At 55.0% G+C, this 19,552-nt stretch carries 17 protein-coding genes; 10 read left to right on the plus strand and 7 right to left on the minus strand.

The features are described from left to right. Positions 1-26: 26 nt before the first annotated feature. From ACLJRE_RS14190 to ybgI, 5 genes are all read right to left on the minus strand, one after another. Positions 27-158, minus strand: coding sequence for a hypothetical protein (locus ACLJRE_RS14190; protein ID WP_001528846.1), 132 nt, complete (start codon positions 156-158; stop codon positions 27-29). Between the two features lie 323 nt (positions 159-481). Further along, on the minus strand, positions 482-1,216 hold the full coding sequence (pxpA, locus tag ACLJRE_RS14195) for a 5-oxoprolinase subunit PxpA (protein ID WP_001017904.1): 735 nt from the start codon (positions 1,214-1,216) through the stop codon (positions 482-484). Next, complete coding sequence (gene pxpC / locus ACLJRE_RS14200) at positions 1,206-2,138, minus strand: 5-oxoprolinase subunit PxpC (RefSeq protein ID WP_000932044.1); 933 nt, start codon at positions 2,136-2,138, stop codon at positions 1,206-1,208. Before pxpC ends, pxpA begins: the two co-directional genes overlap by 11 nt. Beyond that, complete coding sequence (gene pxpB, locus ACLJRE_RS14205) at positions 2,132-2,788, minus strand: 5-oxoprolinase subunit PxpB (protein ID WP_023212939.1); 657 nt, start codon at positions 2,786-2,788, stop codon at positions 2,132-2,134. The genes pxpC and pxpB overlap by 7 nt, the downstream gene beginning before the upstream one ends. A 15-nt stretch (positions 2,789-2,803) precedes the next feature. Beyond that, positions 2,804-3,547, minus strand: coding sequence for a radiation resistance protein YbgI (gene ybgI, locus ACLJRE_RS14210; protein ID WP_000798844.1), 744 nt, complete (start codon positions 3,545-3,547; stop codon positions 2,804-2,806). Between the two features lie 328 nt (positions 3,548-3,875). Here ybgI and ACLJRE_RS14215 point away from each other — a divergent pair, with 328 nt between their 5' ends. Next, on the plus strand, positions 3,876-5,357 hold the full coding sequence (locus ACLJRE_RS14215; protein WP_001041123.1) for an MFS transporter: 1,482 nt from the start codon (positions 3,876-3,878) through the stop codon (positions 5,355-5,357). A gap of 38 nt (positions 5,358-5,395) precedes the next feature. Here the strand turns inward: ACLJRE_RS14215 and phrB are convergent, their stop codons facing one another. Together phrB and ACLJRE_RS14225 are read right to left on the minus strand one after the other, a co-directional pair. Then, positions 5,396-6,817: a deoxyribodipyrimidine photo-lyase gene (gene phrB / locus ACLJRE_RS14220; protein WP_001142021.1), complete on the minus strand. Its 1,422-nt coding sequence runs from the start codon at positions 6,815-6,817 to the stop codon at positions 5,396-5,398. A gap of 110 nt (positions 6,818-6,927) precedes the next feature. Further along, entirely contained in the window at positions 6,928-7,134 is a 207-nt protein-coding gene (locus ACLJRE_RS14225; protein WP_000401433.1) for a YbfA family protein, read from the minus strand. Positions 7,135-7,470: 336 nt separating this feature from the next. Here ACLJRE_RS14225 and kdpF point away from each other — a divergent pair, with 336 nt between their 5' ends. The 9 genes from kdpF (at position 7,471) to potE (ending at position 19,533) form a co-directional block, all read left to right on the plus strand. Next, positions 7,471-7,560 (plus strand): K(+)-transporting ATPase subunit F, encoded by a 90-nt coding sequence (gene kdpF, locus ACLJRE_RS14230; RefSeq protein WP_001670793.1) that lies wholly within the window; start codon positions 7,471-7,473, stop codon positions 7,558-7,560. Further along, positions 7,560-9,239, plus strand: coding sequence for a potassium-transporting ATPase subunit KdpA (kdpA, locus tag ACLJRE_RS14235; protein ID WP_023212938.1), 1,680 nt, complete (start codon positions 7,560-7,562; stop codon positions 9,237-9,239). Before kdpF ends, kdpA begins: the two co-directional genes overlap by 1 nt. 20 nt (positions 9,240-9,259) lie before the next feature. After that, entirely contained in the window at positions 9,260-11,308 is a 2,049-nt protein-coding gene (gene kdpB, locus ACLJRE_RS14240) for a potassium-transporting ATPase subunit KdpB (protein ID WP_023212937.1), read from the plus strand. Between the two features lie 8 nt (positions 11,309-11,316). Then, positions 11,317-11,901 (plus strand): potassium-transporting ATPase subunit KdpC, encoded by a 585-nt coding sequence (gene kdpC / locus ACLJRE_RS14245; protein ID WP_023212936.1) that lies wholly within the window; start codon positions 11,317-11,319, stop codon positions 11,899-11,901. After that, a complete protein-coding gene (gene kdpD / locus ACLJRE_RS14250) occupies positions 11,898-14,582 on the plus strand; it encodes a two-component system sensor histidine kinase KdpD (protein ID WP_410957424.1) in 2,685 nt (894 codons plus the stop codon). Before kdpC ends, kdpD begins: the two co-directional genes overlap by 4 nt. Beyond that, positions 14,579-15,256 (plus strand): two-component system response regulator KdpE, encoded by a 678-nt coding sequence (gene kdpE / locus ACLJRE_RS14255; protein WP_000186053.1) that lies wholly within the window; start codon positions 14,579-14,581, stop codon positions 15,254-15,256. The genes kdpD and kdpE overlap by 4 nt, the downstream gene beginning before the upstream one ends. A 277-nt stretch (positions 15,257-15,533) precedes the next feature. Continuing rightward, the gene (gene speFL, locus ACLJRE_RS14260; protein ID WP_015632840.1) at positions 15,534-15,638 is read left to right on the plus strand and encodes a leader peptide SpeFL; all 105 of its coding nucleotides are present in this window, start codon (positions 15,534-15,536) and stop codon (positions 15,636-15,638) included. 380 nt (positions 15,639-16,018) lie between these two features. Beyond that, positions 16,019-18,217 (plus strand): ornithine decarboxylase SpeF, encoded by a 2,199-nt coding sequence (speF, locus tag ACLJRE_RS14265; protein ID WP_001292402.1) that lies wholly within the window; start codon positions 16,019-16,021, stop codon positions 18,215-18,217. Continuing rightward, positions 18,214-19,533, plus strand: a complete 1,320-nt coding sequence (gene potE / locus ACLJRE_RS14270) for a putrescine-ornithine antiporter (protein WP_000042658.1) — start codon at positions 18,214-18,216, stop codon at positions 19,531-19,533. The genes speF and potE overlap by 4 nt, the downstream gene beginning before the upstream one ends. The last annotated feature ends 19 nt before the right edge of the window (positions 19,534-19,552 follow it).

Raw genomic sequence — 19,552 nt, forward strand, 5'->3', positions numbered from 1 at the left:
ACTAAAAAATCACTGATCAGATGAGTTTAATTTTCGCTAAAAAAGTTGCTATGCGTAAACAGCTTAAAATCCATATAGCTGACAATCTGGCACGCTATCCATGACGTGATAGTGAAACAGCGAATCAATCTGGCTTCAGTCTCCTGATAAGTTGTCATGACGAGGAATATAAATGCTAAAAATGAGGCTATCGTGAGGTAAATCAATCAGAAAGGGGTAATAGAGAGTCAGGTAGTTTACCCGCCCCGGAGGTTTGATTAGATGGCGATAGCTAACAATATCATAGTGATTTTCAAAAATTCTGCTGCTAACAGCAATAAGCTCATCATACTGGCTATTACAGCATCACTTGGTTATTTTTAAAATAATATATTATAAAGGGATTTATATAGTATTGAATAAATCCCTCTTCCTGACATTAAGAGGACAGAACACGATAATTTTTAGCAGCCGTAATATAATAGCTTCAATCGTCTGGCTCTCAGGCAATAACGTGTATATTACGCGCATTGAACGCGGCGCGTAGCCTGCGTGCGAATGCAAGCGCATATTCGCCGTCGCCATGAATGCACACCGTTTGCGCCGTGACAGTCGTCCACACACCAGTAACACTTTTCACTCTCCCGGCTTGCACCATATCCAGCGTTTGCGCCAGCGCCTGCTCTTCGTCGTGAATCAGCGCGCCAGGTTGCGTGCGCGGCACCAGGCTACCGTCGGCCTGATAGCCGCGATCGGCAAACACCTCCTGCCGCGTCACCAGGCGATAGCGTTCACCGGCCCGGATCAGCTCACTTCCCGCCAGTCCAACCAGTATCAGTGACGGATCATAGTCGTGTACCGCTTTCGCAATCGCCTGTGCCAGATGGGGATCTTTCGCCGCCTGGTTATAGAGCATACCGTGCGGTTTGACATGGCGCATCACGCCGCCTTGCGCCTGAACAATCGCCCCCAGCGCGCCGATTTGGTACAGCGTCTGGGCGTATACCGTTTCCGGCGGCAAAGCCATCGCCGTCCGCCCAAAATTATCCCGATCCGGAAAGCTGGGATGCGCGCCGATCGCCACGCCGTTTTTCAGCGCCTCGCGCACGCAGGTCAGCATGGTTTGCGCATCACCGGCGTGAAAACCACAGGCGATATTGGCGGAGGAGACCAGCGTTAATAATTCGCTGTCGCTGGCGCAACCTTCGCCCAAATCCGCATTTAAATCAATGTTCATGCTGAAGTCGCCAGGTAAGCTGTTCCAGATAGCGCTGACGCTCGCGGCGCGCGTTGAGCGCCTCTTCCAGCGAACATTGCACAAAATGGATCGGTTGCCCTAGCGGGATCTGCGCCAGATGGTACATATCTGCCTCGATGATGCAGGCAATGCGCGGATAGCCGCCAGTTGTCTGGGCATCATTCATTAGCACAATAGGTTGACCGTTGTAAGGCACCTGTACGACACCGGGCAGCAAACCGTGCGACAACAGTTCGCGATCCGTTGTCCGCGTTAACGATTGTCCCTGCAACCGATAGCCCATGCGATTACTTTGTGGACTGAGTTGCCACGGCGAACGCCAGAACGCTTCTTGCGAGGCGCGATCGAACTCACGGTATTCCGGCCCCGGCAGCGCACGAATGCGATTCCCCCACAGTAACTGCTTCACGCCCTGCGGCCCGCTAAACTGTCGCGATGGTTTACCCGTCGCCAGCCGATCGCCATCTTTTAGCAGCCGTCCTTCCAGCCCACCGATACCGGACTTCAGATCGGTACTACACGATCCCATCACCTCCGGCACAGCAATACCGCCCGCTACCGCCAGATAGCTACGCATCCCGTGAAGCGGTCGATGCAACGTGAGGCGCTGACCCGCTTTTACCGGCAATCGCCAGCCTGTCCAGACCGGTTGATCATCCAACTGCGCCTCGCAGCCTGCGCCGGTAAGAGCGAACCAGGTCTCATTTTCAAATTCGACAACCAGTTGACCGAGAGTGATTTCCAGCGCCGGGGCATTCGCATCGTTCCCGACCAGGAGATTAGCGGTCTGAAAGGCGGGTTTATCCAGCGCACCGCAGTGACTCAGCCCCGACTGACGAAAGCCGTGACGTCCGCTATCCTGCACGGAGGTGTAAATCCCCGCGCGAATAATATTCAGCATATTCCCTCCTTTTGCGGCACAAAGCGTACGCTATCGCCAGGGCGTAGCAGAACCGGAGGCTCCCGCATCGGATCGAATAACTTCAACGGCGTGAGGCCGATCAGCTGCCAGCCGCCCGGCGTGGATAATGGATAAATCCCCGTCTGCGCGCCGCCGATGCCGACAGAACCAGCCGGAACCTGCAGGCGCGGCTCCGCGCGTCTGGGCATATGGAGCGGTTCTGGTAAATTCCCAAGATAGGGAAAGCCAGGCTGAAAGCCTAAAAACCAGACGACATACTCAACGGAGGCATGTAGCTCCACGACCTGCTTTTCACTCAAACCGCTGTGCCGTGCCACCGCCGCCAGATCCGGCCCGCCTGCGCCGCCATAGATCACCGGGATCTCAACCGAACGCGAGTCCGGCTCCAGCGCCTCGCTCTCTTCCCACCAGCGCTGCAGACGCTCAATCGCATCCAGCGCCAGGGTTTGCGGTTTCCGCAAGATCACGGTGATATTGTTCATCCCGGGAATGGCTTCCACCACGTTCGGCATATCGACCAGACGCTGCGTCAGACGCCAGATGCGTTTCTGGCTCGCCAGCGTAATCGGCGGTTCAAGTTCCAGGACGACTGCCGTTTCGCCTAACAGATAACAACGCGCTCGCTGCACTTTATTACCTCTCAGTTATGCCGGGTTAGGGATATCAATAAACGTCACATCCAACGCCGTGTTTTCGTTCAACCATTCGCTCAGGGCGCGAATACCGCCGCGTTCAGTGGCATGGTGCCCGGCGGCATAAAAATGCAGCCCCTGTTCGCGCGCGGAATGAATGGTCTGTTCAGACACCTCGCCGGTAATAAAAGCATCCACGCCGAAGCGGGCGGCGCTATCAATAAAACTTTGTCCGCCGCCGGTACACCAGGCGACACGCTGCACATTCTCTGGCCCGGTATCGCCGCACCATAGCGGTTTACGCCCCAGACGCGCTTCAATCCATGAGGCCAGTTCCAGCCCCGGCACCGGCATTGAGAGCTCTCCCCACGGCACCAGCGGCTCAATTTCTCCTTTCACGGTAATGCCCAATAGCGCCGCCAACTGCGCATTGTTGCCCAGCTCAGGGTGCGCATCCAGCGGCAGATGCCAACCGTAAAGGTTAATATCATTTGCCAGTAACGTTTTTAAGCGACGGCGTTTCATGCCGCGAATAACCGGAGACTCGCCTTTCCAGAAGTAACCATGATGAACAATGACCGCATCGGCCTGCAAACGCACCGCCTCATCGAGCAGCGCCTGACTTGCGGTCACGCCGGTAACGATTTTCTGTACCGTCTCTTTTCCTTCGACCTGTAAACCATTCGGCGCATAATCGCTTATTGCCGCACTGTTCAGCTTGTCGTTAATCAGTTGTTCCAGCTCGGTGTTTTTCATCATCGCTCCCTTTAACCCACGTTCTACTTTCCCGTTACGGGTTCAGTCTCCGTTAACATAGCCTCCCGTTAGCCGTTCGTCGATAAACATTTGTTTGACACATCAAGAAACAATCACCCCCGGGTTTGGCGCAAATTACTTAGCAAAACACGATCGGTTTCATGTATATTTATGCAATCAGAACGCATATTGCAGAAAAAATCAGTTCTGTATCATGTTGGTAACTTTAAGGAAACACGACGATACGGCAGGCTTAATAAGCCCACAAAGAAAGGCATTATCTGAGAATGCCGCGTTCTTGCCGCAGCGTCTCTATCCCGGAAATACGATGAATAAACAAGCATCTCAACCCCGCGCTATTTACTACGTTGTCGCCCTGCAAATTTGGGAGTACTTCAGCTTTTATGGTATGCGCGCCCTACTGATTCTTTATCTCACCAATCAGCTAAAATACGACGATAACCACGCCTATGAGTTATTCAGCGCTTATTGTTCGCTGGTCTACGTAACGCCGATTCTTGGCGGCTATCTGGCGGATAAGGTGCTTGGCAACCGAATGGCAGTCATGCTGGGCGCATTTTTAATGGCGATCGGTCATTTAGTGCTGGGCGCCAGTGAGATCGCGCCGACATTCCTTTATCTGTCGCTGGCGATCATTGTCTGCGGCTACGGCCTGTTTAAATCGAATATTAGCTGCCTGCTGGGCGAACTGTACCAGCCTGAAGATCCGCGCCGCGACGGCGGGTTCTCGCTGCTTTACGCAGCGGGTAATATTGGTTCGATCGTGGCGCCTATCGCCTGCGGCTATGTGCAAGAGGAGTACAGTTGGGCGATGGGCTTTGCGCTCGCCGCCATTGGTATGCTGGCGGGGTTAGTGATCTTCCTGTGTGGAAATCGTCATTTCACCCACACCACCGGCGTGAATAAAGCCGTGTTGTGCGCCAGAAACTACCTGCTGCCGAACTGGGGCTGGCTGTTAATTCTGCTGGTAGCGGCGCCGTTGCTGATTACCGTTCTGTTCTGGAAAGAATGGTCTGTCTATGCCTTAATCGTGGCGACCGCGATCGGCCTGGTCGTGCTGGCAAAAATTTATCGCCAGGCGCAAACGGCCAAACAACGCAAAGAACTGGGGCTGATTGTCACCCTGACCCTGTTCAGTATGCTGTTCTGGGCGTTTGCCCAGCAGGGCGGCAGTTCTATCAGCCTGTATATCGACCGCTTTGTGAACCGCGATATTCTGGGCTATTCCGTTCCTACCGCCATGTTCCAGTCGGTGAACGCCTTTGCCGTGATGCTGTGTGGGGTCGTCCTGGCCTGGCTGGTTAAAGAGAGCGTAAGCGGTAATCGCACCGTGCGTATCTGGGGCAAATTCGCGCTGGGTCTCGGTCTGATGAGCGCCGGATTCTGTATTCTGACCCTGAGCGCACGCTGGTCCGCCGCTTACGGACACTCTTCAATGCCGCTAATGGTGCTGGGACTGGCGGTGATGGGCTTTGCCGAGCTGTTTATCGACCCGGTCGCCATGTCGCAAATTACGCGCATTGACATCCCCGGCGTCACCGGCGTATTAACCGGAATTTATATGCTGCTGTCCGGCGCGATAGCTAACTATCTGGCAGGCGTCATCGCTGACCAGACTTCGCAAAGCGCCTTCGACGCCAGCGGCGCGGTTAATTACGCCATCAACGCCTATGTGGATGTTTTTGAACAGATCACCTGGGGCGCGTTAGCCTGCGTAGGGGTTGTCCTGCTGATTTGGCTGTATCAGTCCTTCAAATTCAAAAGCCGCGCGCTGGCCGTCGAATCCTGATAGCAGAAGGCCCGGTAGTTTGCGCTACCGGGCCTGTATCACGCCCCTTTTCTCGCCGCCTCATAGGCGGAAAGCGTCGCGATTCTCGCCTGTTTGTGCTCCACAATAGGCCGAGGATAATCAAGCACGACTCCCGCTTTTTCCGCCCACCGCCACGGCTCGTGAATCGCTTTTCCAGGGATATCGCGTAATGCCGGTAGCCACTGGCGGATAAATTCGCCGTCGCGATCGAACCTCTCTCCCTGAGTCGTGGGATTAAAAATACGAAAATAAGGCGCGGCATCAGTACCGGTTGAAGCGGCCCACTGCCAGCCGCCATTATTGGCGGCAAGATCGCCGTCAATAAGCTGCGACATGAAATAGCGCTCCCCTAACCGCCAGTCAATTAGCAGATCTTTTACCAGAAAGCTGGCGGTAATCATGCGTAAACGGTTATGCATCCAGCCCGTCGCGTTAAGCTGGCGCATCGCCGCATCGACAATGGGATAACCGGTTTCGCCTTTCTGCCATGCCTGAAAATAGTGCGGGTTCTCCTGCCACGCGACGCGTTTTGTCCAGCGGATAAACGGCTGGTGTTTGCATAAAGCCGGATACCAGGTCATTAAATGACGGTAAAATTCCCGCCAGATGAGTTCATTCAACCAGACGCTTCCCGGTCCGCCGTCCAGAGCCTGCGGCTGCTCCGCCAGTAATCGGTGCAGGCACTGTCGCGGCGACAGTCCTCCCGTCGCCAGGCTGGCGGAAAGCCGACTGGTGCCTTCAACCGCAGGGAAATCGCGCCGTGACGCATACCCGTCTGCGCCCTGCGCGCAAAACTGACGTAGCTGCGCGATAACCGCGTTTTCTTCCACCGGGAAAAGCGCGGCGTCAAACGCCTGTTGCGGGTAGTTAAGCGAGACTGGCGTTAAGGGTGTAGAAAGCGCGCCGCTCACCCGGATCTTCGGGGCCGGAACGCATGGCGGAATATCCTCTTTTAGCCGTTTCAACCAGGCGTTTTTAAACGGCGTAAAAACTTTATACATTTCATGATTGCCGGTCATCACCGCGCCGGGCGCCAGAATCACGCTATCGTCAAAGCCTTCGCAGATGACAGATGGCAGCGTTTTTTCCACCGCCGCATCACGCTGACGCTCGTTAAACTCATACTGATAGTTATAAAACAGATGGCTGACGTCATGCTGTCGGCAAACGTTTTTGACCGTTTCAATACTGGCGTTAAAATCCGCCACTTCATGAAACAGCAGCGGAATCCCTTTCTCTGCAAGGGCCGTCTGTAGCGCGTTGAGCTGCGCGCTGATGAATGCCGCCTGCCGCGGCGCCATATCATGGGCCTGCCACTGCGCGGGGGTGGAAATATAAAGCGCCAGCACCCGCGCGGATGCATCGCGGCAGGCGGCGGCCAGCGCAAGGTTATCCTGTAAACGCAGATCGCGCCTGAACCAGACTAAATGGGTGGGCATACAACTCCTGAAAGATGAAACGTCATGGCGAATAGCGTTAAACAGTGTAGACCCTGGCGCATAAAAAAACCGCCAGCGTGGCGGCTGACGGTTTTTCAGGCTGGTCGCGATTAATAAAAGTCGCAGGTGGCTTTTTCAGCCTGCGCCATCCATACCGGCTTATCACTGGTTTTCGACCAGACACGGTGCAGATAACTATAAAAACGCGCGCGGTCTTTCCAGAAGAGCATCACCGGCAGCGCCAGCACGCCTGCGATCACCGCGAAAGCACGACGGGCAAAAATGACATGCGCCGGATAGTCTTTATAGTGTTCCATACGTTTTCCCCCTTTATACCGACGCTACCCGCCCCGGTATAGATTGAATCGGTGAATAGCACCGAAAAATTGAACCTCGTTACCTGATTAAAATAGTACCGCTTTCGGTGTAATTTTACTACTCATCCGACCACTTATTTTCACGCTTTTCCAGCAGATTTACATTCAAAGCGTAAATTAGTTACAAAAAGGTTAAATTAATACTAAACATTAGTTAAATAATGGTCTTTGCCATTTTTATACTTTTTTTACACTCCGCCCGCCAATTTTTGCGAAATCTTTGCAGCCAAAAAATTACCTTTCTCAGGAGTAAAACAATGCCACTGGAGGTGCTCTGTGAGTGCAGGCGTGATAACCGGCATCGTGCTGGTTTTCTTACTTTTAGGTTATCTGGTCTATGCCCTGATTAATGCGGAGGCGTTCTGATGGCCGCGCAAGGATTTTTACTGATCGCCAGTTTTTTACTGATTTTATTGGTACTGGCGAAACCGTTGGGTTCGGGCCTGGCAAGGCTCATCGCCGCCGTTCCGTTGCCGGGCGTGGCTGGCATTGAGCGTATCCTCTGGCGAACTCTTGGCATTACCGACCACGATATGAACTGGCGTCAGTATTTACTGGCGCTACTGACGCTCAATCTGCTGGGACTGGGCATCCTGTTTTGCCTGCTGTTCTGGCAGGAGTGGCTGCCCTTAAATCCGCAGCGGCTACCGGGTCTGTCCTGGGATCTGGCGCTGAATACCGCCGTCAGCTTTGTCACCAATACCAACTGGCAAGCCTACAGCGGCGAAAGCACGCTGAGCTACTTTAGCCAGATGGCGGGGCTGACGGTGCAAAATTTCCTGTCGGCGGCGACCGGGATTGCGGTGGTTTTTGCACTTATCCGCGCCTTTACGCGCCAGAATGTGCACACGCTGGGTAATGCCTGGCAAGATCTGGTACGCATTACGCTATGGATATTATTTCCTGTCGCGTTAATTATCGCGCTGTTTTTTATCCAACAAGGCGTACCGCAAAACCTGTCGGCTTATCAGCCCATCACCACTCTTGAAGGCGCTAAACAACTCTTGCCGATGGGTCCGGTTGCTTCGCAGGAGGCGATCAAAATGCTTGGCACCAACGGCGGCGGTTTCTTTAACGCCAACTCTTCGCATCCGTTCGAAAACCCCACCGCGCTCACTAATCTGGCGCAGATGCTAGCGATATTTTTGATTCCAGCCGCGCTCTGTTTCGCCTTTGGCGAAGCGGCGGGCGATCGCCGTCAGGGACGCGCGCTACTGTGGGCAATGTCATTCATTTTTGTGGTCTGCGTAGCGGTAGTGATCTGGGCAGAAGTTCAGGGAAATCCACATCTGTTGGCGGCAGGCGCGGACAGTAGCGTCAACATGGAGGGTAAAGAAACACGCTTTGGCGTGCTGGCCAGCAGCCTGTTTGCCGTCGTCACGACCGCGGCGTCCTGCGGGGCGGTAAATGCCATGCACGACTCGTTTACCGCTCTGGGCGGTATGGTGCCGATGTGGCTGATGCAAATTGGCGAAGTGGTCTTTGGCGGCGTCGGTTCAGGCCTGTATGGCATGTTGCTGTTTGTCCTGCTGGCGGTGTTTATCGCGGGGCTGATGATCGGTCGCACACCGGAATATCTGGGGAAAAAAATCGACGTGCGCGAAATGAAAATGACCGCGCTGGCGATTCTGGTCACGCCGATGCTGGTCTTGTTGGGTTCGGCGCTGGCGATGATGACGGATGCCGGACGCAGCGCAATGCTGAACCCTGGCCCGCACGGTTTTAGCGAAGTGCTATATGCCGTCTCCTCTGCCGCCAACAACAACGGTAGCGCCTTTGCGGGTCTGAGCGCTAACTCGCCTTTCTGGAACTGTTTGCTGGCGTTCTGCATGTTCGTCGGACGTTTCGGCGTGATTATTCCTGTCATGGCCATCGCCGGATCGCTGGTCAGTAAAAAAGTACAGCCGGCCAGTCAGGGAACGCTGGCGACCCACGGCGCGCTATTTATTGGACTGCTTATCGGCACGGTACTGCTGGTCGGCGCGCTGACGTTTATTCCTGCCCTGGCGCTTGGCCCGGTAGCGGAACATTTCTCTTTACCTTGAGCGATGTGGAGTACATTGATATGAGTCGCAAGCAACTGGCGCTGTTTGAACCTGTTTTACTCGTACAGGCGCTAACGGATGCCGTAAAAAAATTAAGCCCACGCGCCCAGTGGCGTAACCCGGTGATGTTTGTGGTCTGGGCCGGCAGCGTGCTAACCACTCTGTTAACGCTCGCTATGGTAACAGGACAAATAGCGGGAAGCGCCTTGTTTACAGGGGTGATCAGCCTGTGGTTATGGTTCACCGTACTGTTCGCCAATTTTGCCGAAGCGCTGGCGGAAGGCCGCAGCAAAGCCCAGGCAAACAGTCTGAAAGGGGTGAAAAAGACCGCGCTCGCTCGCCGCCTGCGCGCCCCGCGCCATGATGCGCAGGCCGATAACGTGCCCGCCGCTGAACTGCGGAAAGGCGACATTGTCCTGGTCAAAGCGGGCGATATTATTCCCTGCGATGGCGAGGTCATCGAAGGCGGCGCCTCGGTGGATGAAAGTGCGATTACCGGCGAATCCGCGCCCGTGATCCGCGAGTCCGGCGGCGATTTCGCCTCTGTCACCGGCGGCACGCGAATTCTTTCCGACTGGCTGGTGATTGCCTGTAGCGTCAATCCTGGCGAAACCTTTCTTGACCGGATGATCGCGATGGTGGAAGGCGCGCGGCGGCGGAAAACACCTAACGAGATTGCCCTGACGATTTTGCTCATTGCCCTGACCATTGTCTTTTTACTGGCGACCGCCACTCTGTGGCCCTTCTCCGCCTGGGGCGGTAACGCGGTCAGCGTCACCGTGTTGGTGGCGTTGCTGGTGTGCCTGATCCCCACTACCATCGGCGGGCTACTCTCCGCCATTGGCGTAGCCGGAATGAGCCGAATGTTGGGCGCGAACGTCATCGCCACCAGCGGCCGCGCCGTAGAAGCCGCGGGCGATGTCGACGTGTTACTGCTGGATAAAACCGGCACTATCACGCTCGGCAATCGCCAGGCGTCCGATTTTATTCCCGCCCGAGGGGTGGACGAACGCACGCTGGCTGACGCCGCGCAGCTCGCTTCGCTGGCCGACGAAACGCCGGAAGGCCGAAGCATTGTGATCCTCGCCAAACAGCGCTTTAACCTGCGTGAACGCGATGTGCAGTCGCTTCATGCCACCTTTGTTCCGTTTACCGCGCAAAGCCGCATGAGCGGAATTAATATCGATAACCGGATGATCCGTAAAGGCTCGGTGGACGCGATTCGGCGTCATGTCGAGAGCAATGGCGGCCATTTTCCCGCCGATGTCGAGCAAAACGTCGAGAACGTGGCGCGTCTTGGCGCGACGCCGCTGGTGGTCGTGGAAGGCGCGCGCGTACTGGGTGTTATCGCCCTCAAGGATATCGTTAAAGGCGGTATTAAAGAACGTTTCGCCCAGCTACGAAAGATGGGCATTAAAACGGTGATGATCACTGGCGATAACCGCCTGACGGCGGCAGCGATTGCCGCCGAAGCCGGTGTGGACGATTTTCTTGCCGAAGCCACGCCGGAAGCCAAGCTGGCGCTGATCCGTCAATATCAGGCGGAAGGACGGCTGGTCGCCATGACCGGCGACGGCACTAACGATGCCCCGGCGCTGGCGCAGGCTGACGTCGCGGTGGCGATGAACTCCGGCACCCAGGCGGCAAAAGAAGCCGGTAATATGGTGGATCTGGACTCTAACCCGACCAAGTTGATTGAAGTGGTGCATATCGGTAAGCAGATGCTGATGACGCGCGGCTCGCTCACCACTTTCAGTATCGCGAATGATGTAGCGAAATATTTCGCCATTATTCCCGCCGCGTTTGCCGCTACCTATCCGCAGCTAAACGCGCTCAACGTGATGGGGCTGCATTCGCCGAACTCCGCCATTCTGAGCGCGGTGATCTTTAACGCCCTGATTATCATTTTTCTGATCCCGCTGGCATTAAAAGGCGTGAGTTATAAGCCGCTTTCCGCATCGGCCATGCTGCGCCGTAATTTATGGATCTATGGTCTGGGTGGTCTGGTGGTGCCGTTTATTGGCATCAAAGTGATTGATGTGCTGCTGACCCTGCTGGGTCTGGCGTGAGGTGTATGATGATCGGTTTACGTCCTGCTTTTTCGACAATGTTATTTCTGCTGTTATTGACCGGCGGCGTGTATCCGCTTCTGACCACGGCGCTGGGGCAGTGGTGGTTTCCCTGGCAGGCTAATGGCTCGCTGATTCATAAAGACCATGTGATACGCGGCTCAGCGCTTATCGGACAATCGTTTACCGCCGCGGGCTATTTTCATGGCCGGCCCTCCGCCACCGCCGATACGCCTTATAATCCACTGGCGTCGGGCGGAAGCAACCTGGCCGCCAGCAATCCCGAACTGGATGCGCAAATACAGGCCCGCGTCGCCGCGCTACGCGCCGCTAACCCCCAGGCGAGTTCCGCGGTTCCGGTTGAGCTGACGACGGCGTCGGCAAGCGGGCTGGATAATAATCTGACGCCCGGCGCCGCGGCATGGCAAATCCCCCGCGTGGCGGCGGCTCGCCAGCTTCCCGTTGAACAGGTCGCGCAACTGGTTGCAGAATATACGCACAGGCCGCTGGCGAGCTTTCTTGGGCAACCAGTGGTGAATATTGTTGAGCTTAATCTGGCGCTGGATGCGCTACAGGGACACAGAGCGAAATGAACGACGAACCCTTGCGTCCTGATCCGGATCGCTTGTTGGAACAAACGCCCCCGCCCCACCGGGGGAAGTTGAAAATTTTCTTCGGCGCCTGCGCAGGCGTCGGAAAAACCTGGGCGATGCTGGCGCAAGCGCAGCGGCTGCGAGCGCAGGGGCTGGATGTGGTGATCGGCGTGGTAGAAACGCATGGCCGTAAAGAGACCGCCGCGCTACTTGACGGGCTGACCATTCTGCCGCCAAAACGTCACTCGCACCGGGGGCGGCAAATCCGCGAATTTGACCTGGATGCCGCCCTCGCCCGGCGTCCGGCGCTGATTTTAATGGATGAGCTGGCGCACAGTAACGCGCCTGGCTCACGCCATCCTAAGCGCTGGCAGGATATTGAAGAGCTGCTGGAAGCGGGAATCGACGTTTTCACCACCGTGAATGTACAACATCTGGAAAGTCTGAACGATGTGGTGAGTGGCGTCACGGGGATTCAGGTGCGCGAAACTGTCCCCGATCCCTTTTTTGATGCCGCCGATGAAGTCGTACTGGTCGATCTGCCGCCCGACGATCTGCGCCAACGGCTCAACGAAGGTAAAGTGTATATCGCCGGTCAGGCGGAACGCGCTATTGAACATTTTTTCCGCAAGGGCAATCTGATCGCCCTCCGCGAGCTGGCGCTACGCCGGACAGCCGATCGCGTGGACGATCAGATGCGCGCCTGGCGCGCGCATCCGGGCGAAGAAAAAGTATGGCATACGCGTGATGCGATTTTACTGTGTATCGGGCATAACACCGGCAGCGAAAAACTGGTGCGTACCGCGGCGCGTCTGGCCTCCCGGCTCGGCAGCGTCTGGCACGCCGTCTATGTCGAAACGCCAACGTTACACCGCTTACCGGAAAAGCAACGACGGGCCATTTTAAGCGCGCTGCGCCTGGCGCAGGAGCTTGGCGCGGAAACCGCCACCCTGTCCGATCCCGCCGAAGAGAAAGCGGTCGTGCGCTATGCCCGCGAGCATAATCTGGGGAAAATCGTCATGGGCCGCCCGGCGTCGCGACGCTGGTGGCGACGTGACGCTTTCGCCGACCGTCTTGCCAGGCGCGCGCCGGATCTCGTTCAGGTGATCGTCGCGCTGGAAGAACCGCCTGCCCGCGCGTTGGCGCAAACGCCTGATAACCGACCTTTTAAAGAGAAATGGCGTGGGCAGATTCAGGGCTGTCTGGTCGCCGTGGCGCTTTGCGCCATCACCACGCTTATCGCTATGCAGTGGCTTGTCACCTTCGACGCCGCCAATCTGGTGATGCTCTATTTGCTGGGCGTAGTGGTGATTGCGCTGCTTTACGGACGCTGGCCGTCGGTGGTGGCGACGGTGATTAACGTGGCGAGTTTCGATCTCTTTTTTATCGCGCCACGCGGTACGCTCGCCGTTTCGGACGTGCAGTATTTGCTGACCTTTGCCGTGATGCTGACGGTTGGTCTGGTGATTGGCAATCTTACTGCCGGGGTGCGCTATCAGGCGCGCGTCGCCCGTTATCGGGAACAGCGTACCCGCCATTTATATGAAATGTCTAAAGCGCTGGCCGTCGGGCGTAGCGAACATGATATCGCCGCGACCAGCGAGCGGTTTATCGCCTCGACGTTCCAGGCGCGCAGCCAAATTTTATTACCTGATGCTAACGGTAAGTTGCTGCCTCTCACCCACCAGCAAGGCATGACGCCGTGGGACGACGCAATTGCGCGCTGGAGTTTTGATAAAGGCCAGCCTGCCGGCGCAGGCACCGATACCCTCCCTGGCGTGCCTTATCAAATCCTGCCGCTGAAAAGCGCCGATAAAACGTACGGTCTGGCTATCGTCGAACCGGGTAATTTGCGTCAGTTAATGGTGCCGGAGCAGCAACGCCTGCTGGAAACATTTACTCTGCTTGTCGCCAACGCGCTGGAACGACTGACGCTAACCGCCAGCGAAGAACAGGCGCGTCTCGCCAGCGAGCGCGAAAGTATTCGCAACGCTCTGCTGGCGGCGCTATCGCATGATTTACGCACGCCGCTGACGGTATTGTTCGGCCAGGCGGAAATTTTGACGCTGGATTTAGCCAGCGCAGGATCGCCCCACGCGCGTCAGGCCAGTGAAATCCGCCAGCATATTCTCAACACCACCCGGCTGGTGAATAATTTGCTGGATATGGCGCGTATTCAGTCCGGCGGGTTTAATCTTAAAAAAGAGTGGCTGACGCTGGAAGAGGTCGTCGGTAGCGCGTTACAGATGTTAGAGCCGGGTTTATTGCATCCGATTACATTGTCGCTGCCGCAACAGTTAACGCTTATCCATGTCGATGGCCCCTTATTTGAGCGTGTCCTGATCAACTTGCTGGAAAACGCCGTTAAGTACGCCGGGCCGCAGGCCAGTATCGGCATTGATGCTGCGGTTAAGGACGATCGTTTACAACTGGATGTCTGGGATAACGGGCCGGGTATTCCTGCGGGGCAAGAACAGAAGATTTTCGATAAGTTCGCCCGCGGCAACAAAGAGTCCTCCGTCCCCGGCGTGGGGCTGGGGCTGGCGATTTGCCATGCTATCGTAGAGGTACACGGCGGCACGCTTACCGCCTATAATCGACCGCAGGGCGGCGCCTGTTTCCGTGTGACGCTGCCGCAAGGAAAGCCACCTGAACTTGATGATTTTCATGAGGATATGTGACAAACGTTCTGATTGTTGAAGATGAACAGGCCATCCGCCGCTTTCTGCGCGCCGCGCTGGAAGGCGACGGCCTGCGCGTGTATGAAGCTGAAACATTACAACGTGGTTTACTGGAAGCCGCCACGCGAAAGCCCGATCTGATTATTCTCGATCTCGGCCTGCCGGATGGCGACGGAATCGATTTTATTCGCGACCTGCGTCAGTGGAGCGCAATACCGGTGATTGTCCTTTCCGCCCGCAGCGAAGAAAGCGATAAGATTGCCGCGCTTGACGCCGGAGCTGATGATTACCTGAGCAAGCCATTCGGCATTGGCGAGTTGCAGGCGCGTTTGCGTGTCGCGCTGCGACGGCACGCCGCCAGCCCTTGCGCCGATCCGATCGTCCGCTTTTCCGGCGTGACGGTCGATCTCGCCGCACGGTTGATCCACCGTGGCGACGAAGAAATCCATCTGACGCCGATTGAGTTCCGCCTGCTGGCGGTATTACTCAATAATGCCGGCAAGGTATTAACCCAACGGCAGTTATTAAACCAGGTCTGGGGCCCTAACGCCGTGGAGCATAGCCACTATTTGCGCATCTATATGGGACATTTACGCCAGAAACTGGAACAAGATCCCACCCGCCCACGCCATTTTATTACCGAAACCGGAATTGGCTATCGCTTTATGCCGTGAATAGCCATTCATTATTTTTAAATAACTTCTAATTTTTATGTCATTTATTTTCGGCGTCGCGAATAATTATTTTCGCGGCGATATTATATTTTATGAAGGATATAAAAAACATATAATTAACATTTAAGAAACAATCCGTTATTTCACAGCACGATATGCATAATCGCCGACTAATTATTTTTCAAATGATCGTTTTTTGTTGATCTGGTTCACAGATCGCTGGCGCTCCCTGGATAAAATATCCATGCTTTCAATAAATCAATGAAAGGACCTCAAAATGGAAAATAATAATCGTTTTATGCCCCATATAAGGCGGACAACGCATATTATGATGTTTGCCCACCGTAATAGTTTCGATTTTCATTTCTTTAATGCCCGGTAGTTTTTCTGCTACGGGTACTTCAGCATACAGGTCTTTCCGACCCTTATGTCATTCAGGTCTATTGCCTAAATAACTCGAATTGTTAAAAGCGACAGCACGGTAATTCCTTTACACCAAGCCAGCTAACCATCTGGTTTGATAGAAGAAATTCCGACTCAGCGCAATTTTAGTTATCACGGTTTCTGCCTGTATATCGTAGTACTCAACTCCTTAAATCCTGAATTTCCTGCAACCGGACGGGTTGGGATTTATTACATCTAAAATAAAGCTAATTTACTGATTTTTTTATCAGCGGGATAGCTTTGATTTTTTCCGGAAGAATCAGTTTCTCATGCGAGAAATTGAGGGCCTGCTATTACCTGAAATAAAGAGATGAAAAAATGTCAGAATTAAAAATTGCCGTTAGCCGTCATTGCCCGGATTGTTTTTCTACACACCGTAATATTGTAAATGTTGATGAGAGTCGTTTCATCGACGTGGCTGCCATCGTGTTATCCATCGACGACATTGAACACGGAAAACTCGATGAAATCGACGCAACGGGTTACGGTATTCCCGTGTTTGTCGCGACTCATGACGAAGGGCGCGTACCGCCTGAGTATTTGCCGCGTATCTCTGGTGTATTCGAATATAATGAATCCCGTACTGCCTTCTATGGTCGTCAGTTGGAAACCGCAGCAAGCCACTACGAAACGCAGTTACGTCCGCCGTTTTTCCGCGCGCTGGTGGATTATGTCAACCAGGGCAACAGCGCATTTGACTGCCCGGGGCACCAGGGCGGCGAATTCTTCCGCCGTCATCCTGCCGGTAATCAGTTCGTGGAATACTTTGGCGAAACGCTCTTCCGCTCCGACCTATGCAACGCGGACGTGGCGATGGGCGATCTGCTGATTCACGAAGGCGCGCCTTGCATTGCGCAGCAACATGCGGCGAAAGTCTTTAACGCCGATAAGACCTACTTTGTGCTGAACGGGACCTCCTCCTCTAACAAAGTCGTACTCAACGCGCTGTTAACGCCGGGCGATCTGGTACTGTTTGACCGTAACAACCACAAATCTAACCACCACGGCGCATTATTGCAGGCGGGCGCAACGCCAGTTTATCTGGAAACCGCACGTAACCCGTATGGTTTTATCGGCGGGATCGACGCTCACTGCTTCGAAGAAGATTACCTGCGCGAGCTGATTAGCGAAGTCGCGCCGCAGCGTGCCCGCGAAGCACGTCCATTCCGTCTGGCCGTCATCCAGTTAGGCACCTACGACGGTACCATTTATAACGCCCGTCAGGTCGTCGATAAAATTGGTCATCTGTGCGACTACATCCTGTTTGACTCCGCCTGGGTCGGCTATGAACAATTTATTCCGATGATGGCCGATTGTTCGCCGCTGCTGCTGGAACTGAACGAAAACGATCCGGGTATTCTGGTGACGCAGTCCGTTCACAAACAACAAGCCGGTTTCTCCCAGACCTCGCAGATCCATAAAAAAGATAGCCATATCAAAGGGCAATCGCGCTACGTTCCGCATAAGCGCATGAACAACGCCTTTATGATGCACGCCTCCACCAGCCCGTTCTATCCGCTGTTCGCCGCGCTGGACGTTAACGCCAAAATGCACGAAGGCGTCAGCGGTCGCAATATGTGGATGGATTGCGTGGTTAACGGCATCGATGCCCGTAAATTGATCCTCGAAAACTGTCATCACATCCGTCCGTTCGTACCGGAACTGATTGATGGTAAGCCGTGGCAGTCATACCCGACGTCAGAGATCGCCAGCGATCTGCGCTTCTTCCACTTCGTTCCGGGAGAACACTGGCATGCGTTTGAAGGCTATGCCGAACATCAGTACTTTGTCGACCCTTGCAAACTGCTGCTCACCACACCGGGCATTAATGCAGCGAGCGGCGAATATGAAGACTTTGGCGTTCCTGCCACGATCCTCGCCAACTTCCTGCGCGAGAACGGCGTTGTGCCGGAAAAATGCGACCTCAACTCCATTCTGTTCCTGCTGACGCCGGCAGAAGACATGGCGAAGTTACAACAGCTTGTCGCCCTGCTGGCTCGTTTCGAAAAACTGCTGGAAGCTGATGCGCCGTTAGCGGAAGTATTACCGTCCATCTACAAACAGCATGAAGCGCGTTATGCCGGCTACACCCTGCGTCAGCTTTGCCAGGAGATGCACGATCTCTATGCGCGGCACAACGTGAAACAGCTGCAAAAAGAGATGTTCCGTAAATCGCATTTCCCGAAAGTCAGTATGAATCCGCAAGAGGCCAACTATGCCTATCTGCGCGGCGAGGTCGAACTGGTTCGCCTGCCGGAAGCGGAAGGTCGTATCGCGGCTGAAGGCGCTCTGCCTTACCCGCCGGGAGTGCTGTGTGTAGTTCCGGGTGAAATCTGGGGCGGTTCTGTCCTGCGTTACTTCAGCGCCCTGGAAGAAGGGATCAACCTGCTGCCGGGCTTTGCGCCTGAACTGCAGGGCGTTTATATCGAAGAACACGACGGCCGTAAGCAGGTCTGGTGCTACGTCATTAAACCTCGTGACGCGCAGCGCTCCCTGCTGAAGGAGGAAAAATTATGAGTAAACCTAAATCCAATAAAATGGGTGTCGTGCAGCTCACAATTCTGACTATGGTCAACATGATGGGCTCCGGGATCATCATGCTACCGACCAAACTGTCTGAAGTCGGCACGATATCCATTATCTCCTGGCTGGTCACCGCCGTCGGCTCGATGGCGCTGGCCTGGGCGTTTGCGAAATGCGGTATGTTTAGCCGTAAATCCGGCGGCATGGGCGGTTACGCCGAATATGCCTTCGGTAAATCCGGCAACTTTATGGCGAACTATACCTACGGCGTCTCGCTGCTGATCGCCAACGTGGCTATCGCCATCTCTGCTGTCGGCTATGGCACCGAACTGTTCGGCGCCGCGCTGACGCCGCTCCAGATCGGTCTGGCGACTATCGCCGTATTGTGGGTTTGTACCATCGCAAACTTTGGCGGCGCGCGTATTACCGGACAGATCAGTAGCGTTACCGTCTGGGGCGTCATCATTCCGGTTGTCGGCCTGTGCATCATTGGCTGGTTCTGGTTTAGCCCCAGCATGTACGTAGCGTCATGGAACCCGCACCATGTTCCGTTCTTTAGCGCGGTCGGTTCTTCCATCGCCATGACGTTGTGGGCATTTCTTGGACTGGAATCCGCCTGCGCCAACGCAGACGTGGTCGAGAATCCGGAAAAGAACGTCCCCATTGCGGTACTGGGCGGTACGCTGGGCGCGGCGGTCATCTATATCGTTTCGACTAACGTGATTGCCGGGATTGTGCCGAACATGGATCTGGCGAACTCCACGGCGCCGTTTGGTCTGGCGTTTGCACAGATGTTCACGCCTGCGGTAGGTAAAGTGATCATGGCGCTGATGGTAATGTCCTGCTGCGGCTCGCTGCTGGGCTGGCAGTTCACTATCGCTCAGGTCTTTAAATCCTCCGCTGACGAAGGCTATTTCCCGAAAGTCTTCTCTCGTGTAACGAAAGTCGACGCGCCGGTTCAGGGGATGTTGATTATTGTGATTATTCAGACTGGCCTGTCGCTGATGACCATTAGCCCGTCGCTGAATAGTCAGTTTAACGTCCTGGTTAACCTGGCGGTGGTGACGAACATTATTCCGTATATTCTGTCGATGGCCGCGCTGGTTATCATTCAGAAAATGGCGAATGTGCCGTCATCAAAAGCGAAAGTCGCTAACTTCGTGGCCTTCGTTGGCGCCATGTATAGCTTCTACGCGCTATATTCCTCCGGTGAAGAAGCCATGCTGTACGGCTCAATTGTGACCTTCCTCGGCTGGACGTTATACGGCCTGGTCTCACCGCGTTTTGAATTGAAAAATAAACACGGCTGATGGCGCGCCCGGGCTGCGG

The sequence above is a fragment of the Salmonella sp. SAL04157 genome, assembly GCF_046551635.1.
Taxonomy (GTDB): Bacteria; Pseudomonadota; Gammaproteobacteria; order Enterobacterales; family Enterobacteriaceae; genus Salmonella; species Salmonella enterica.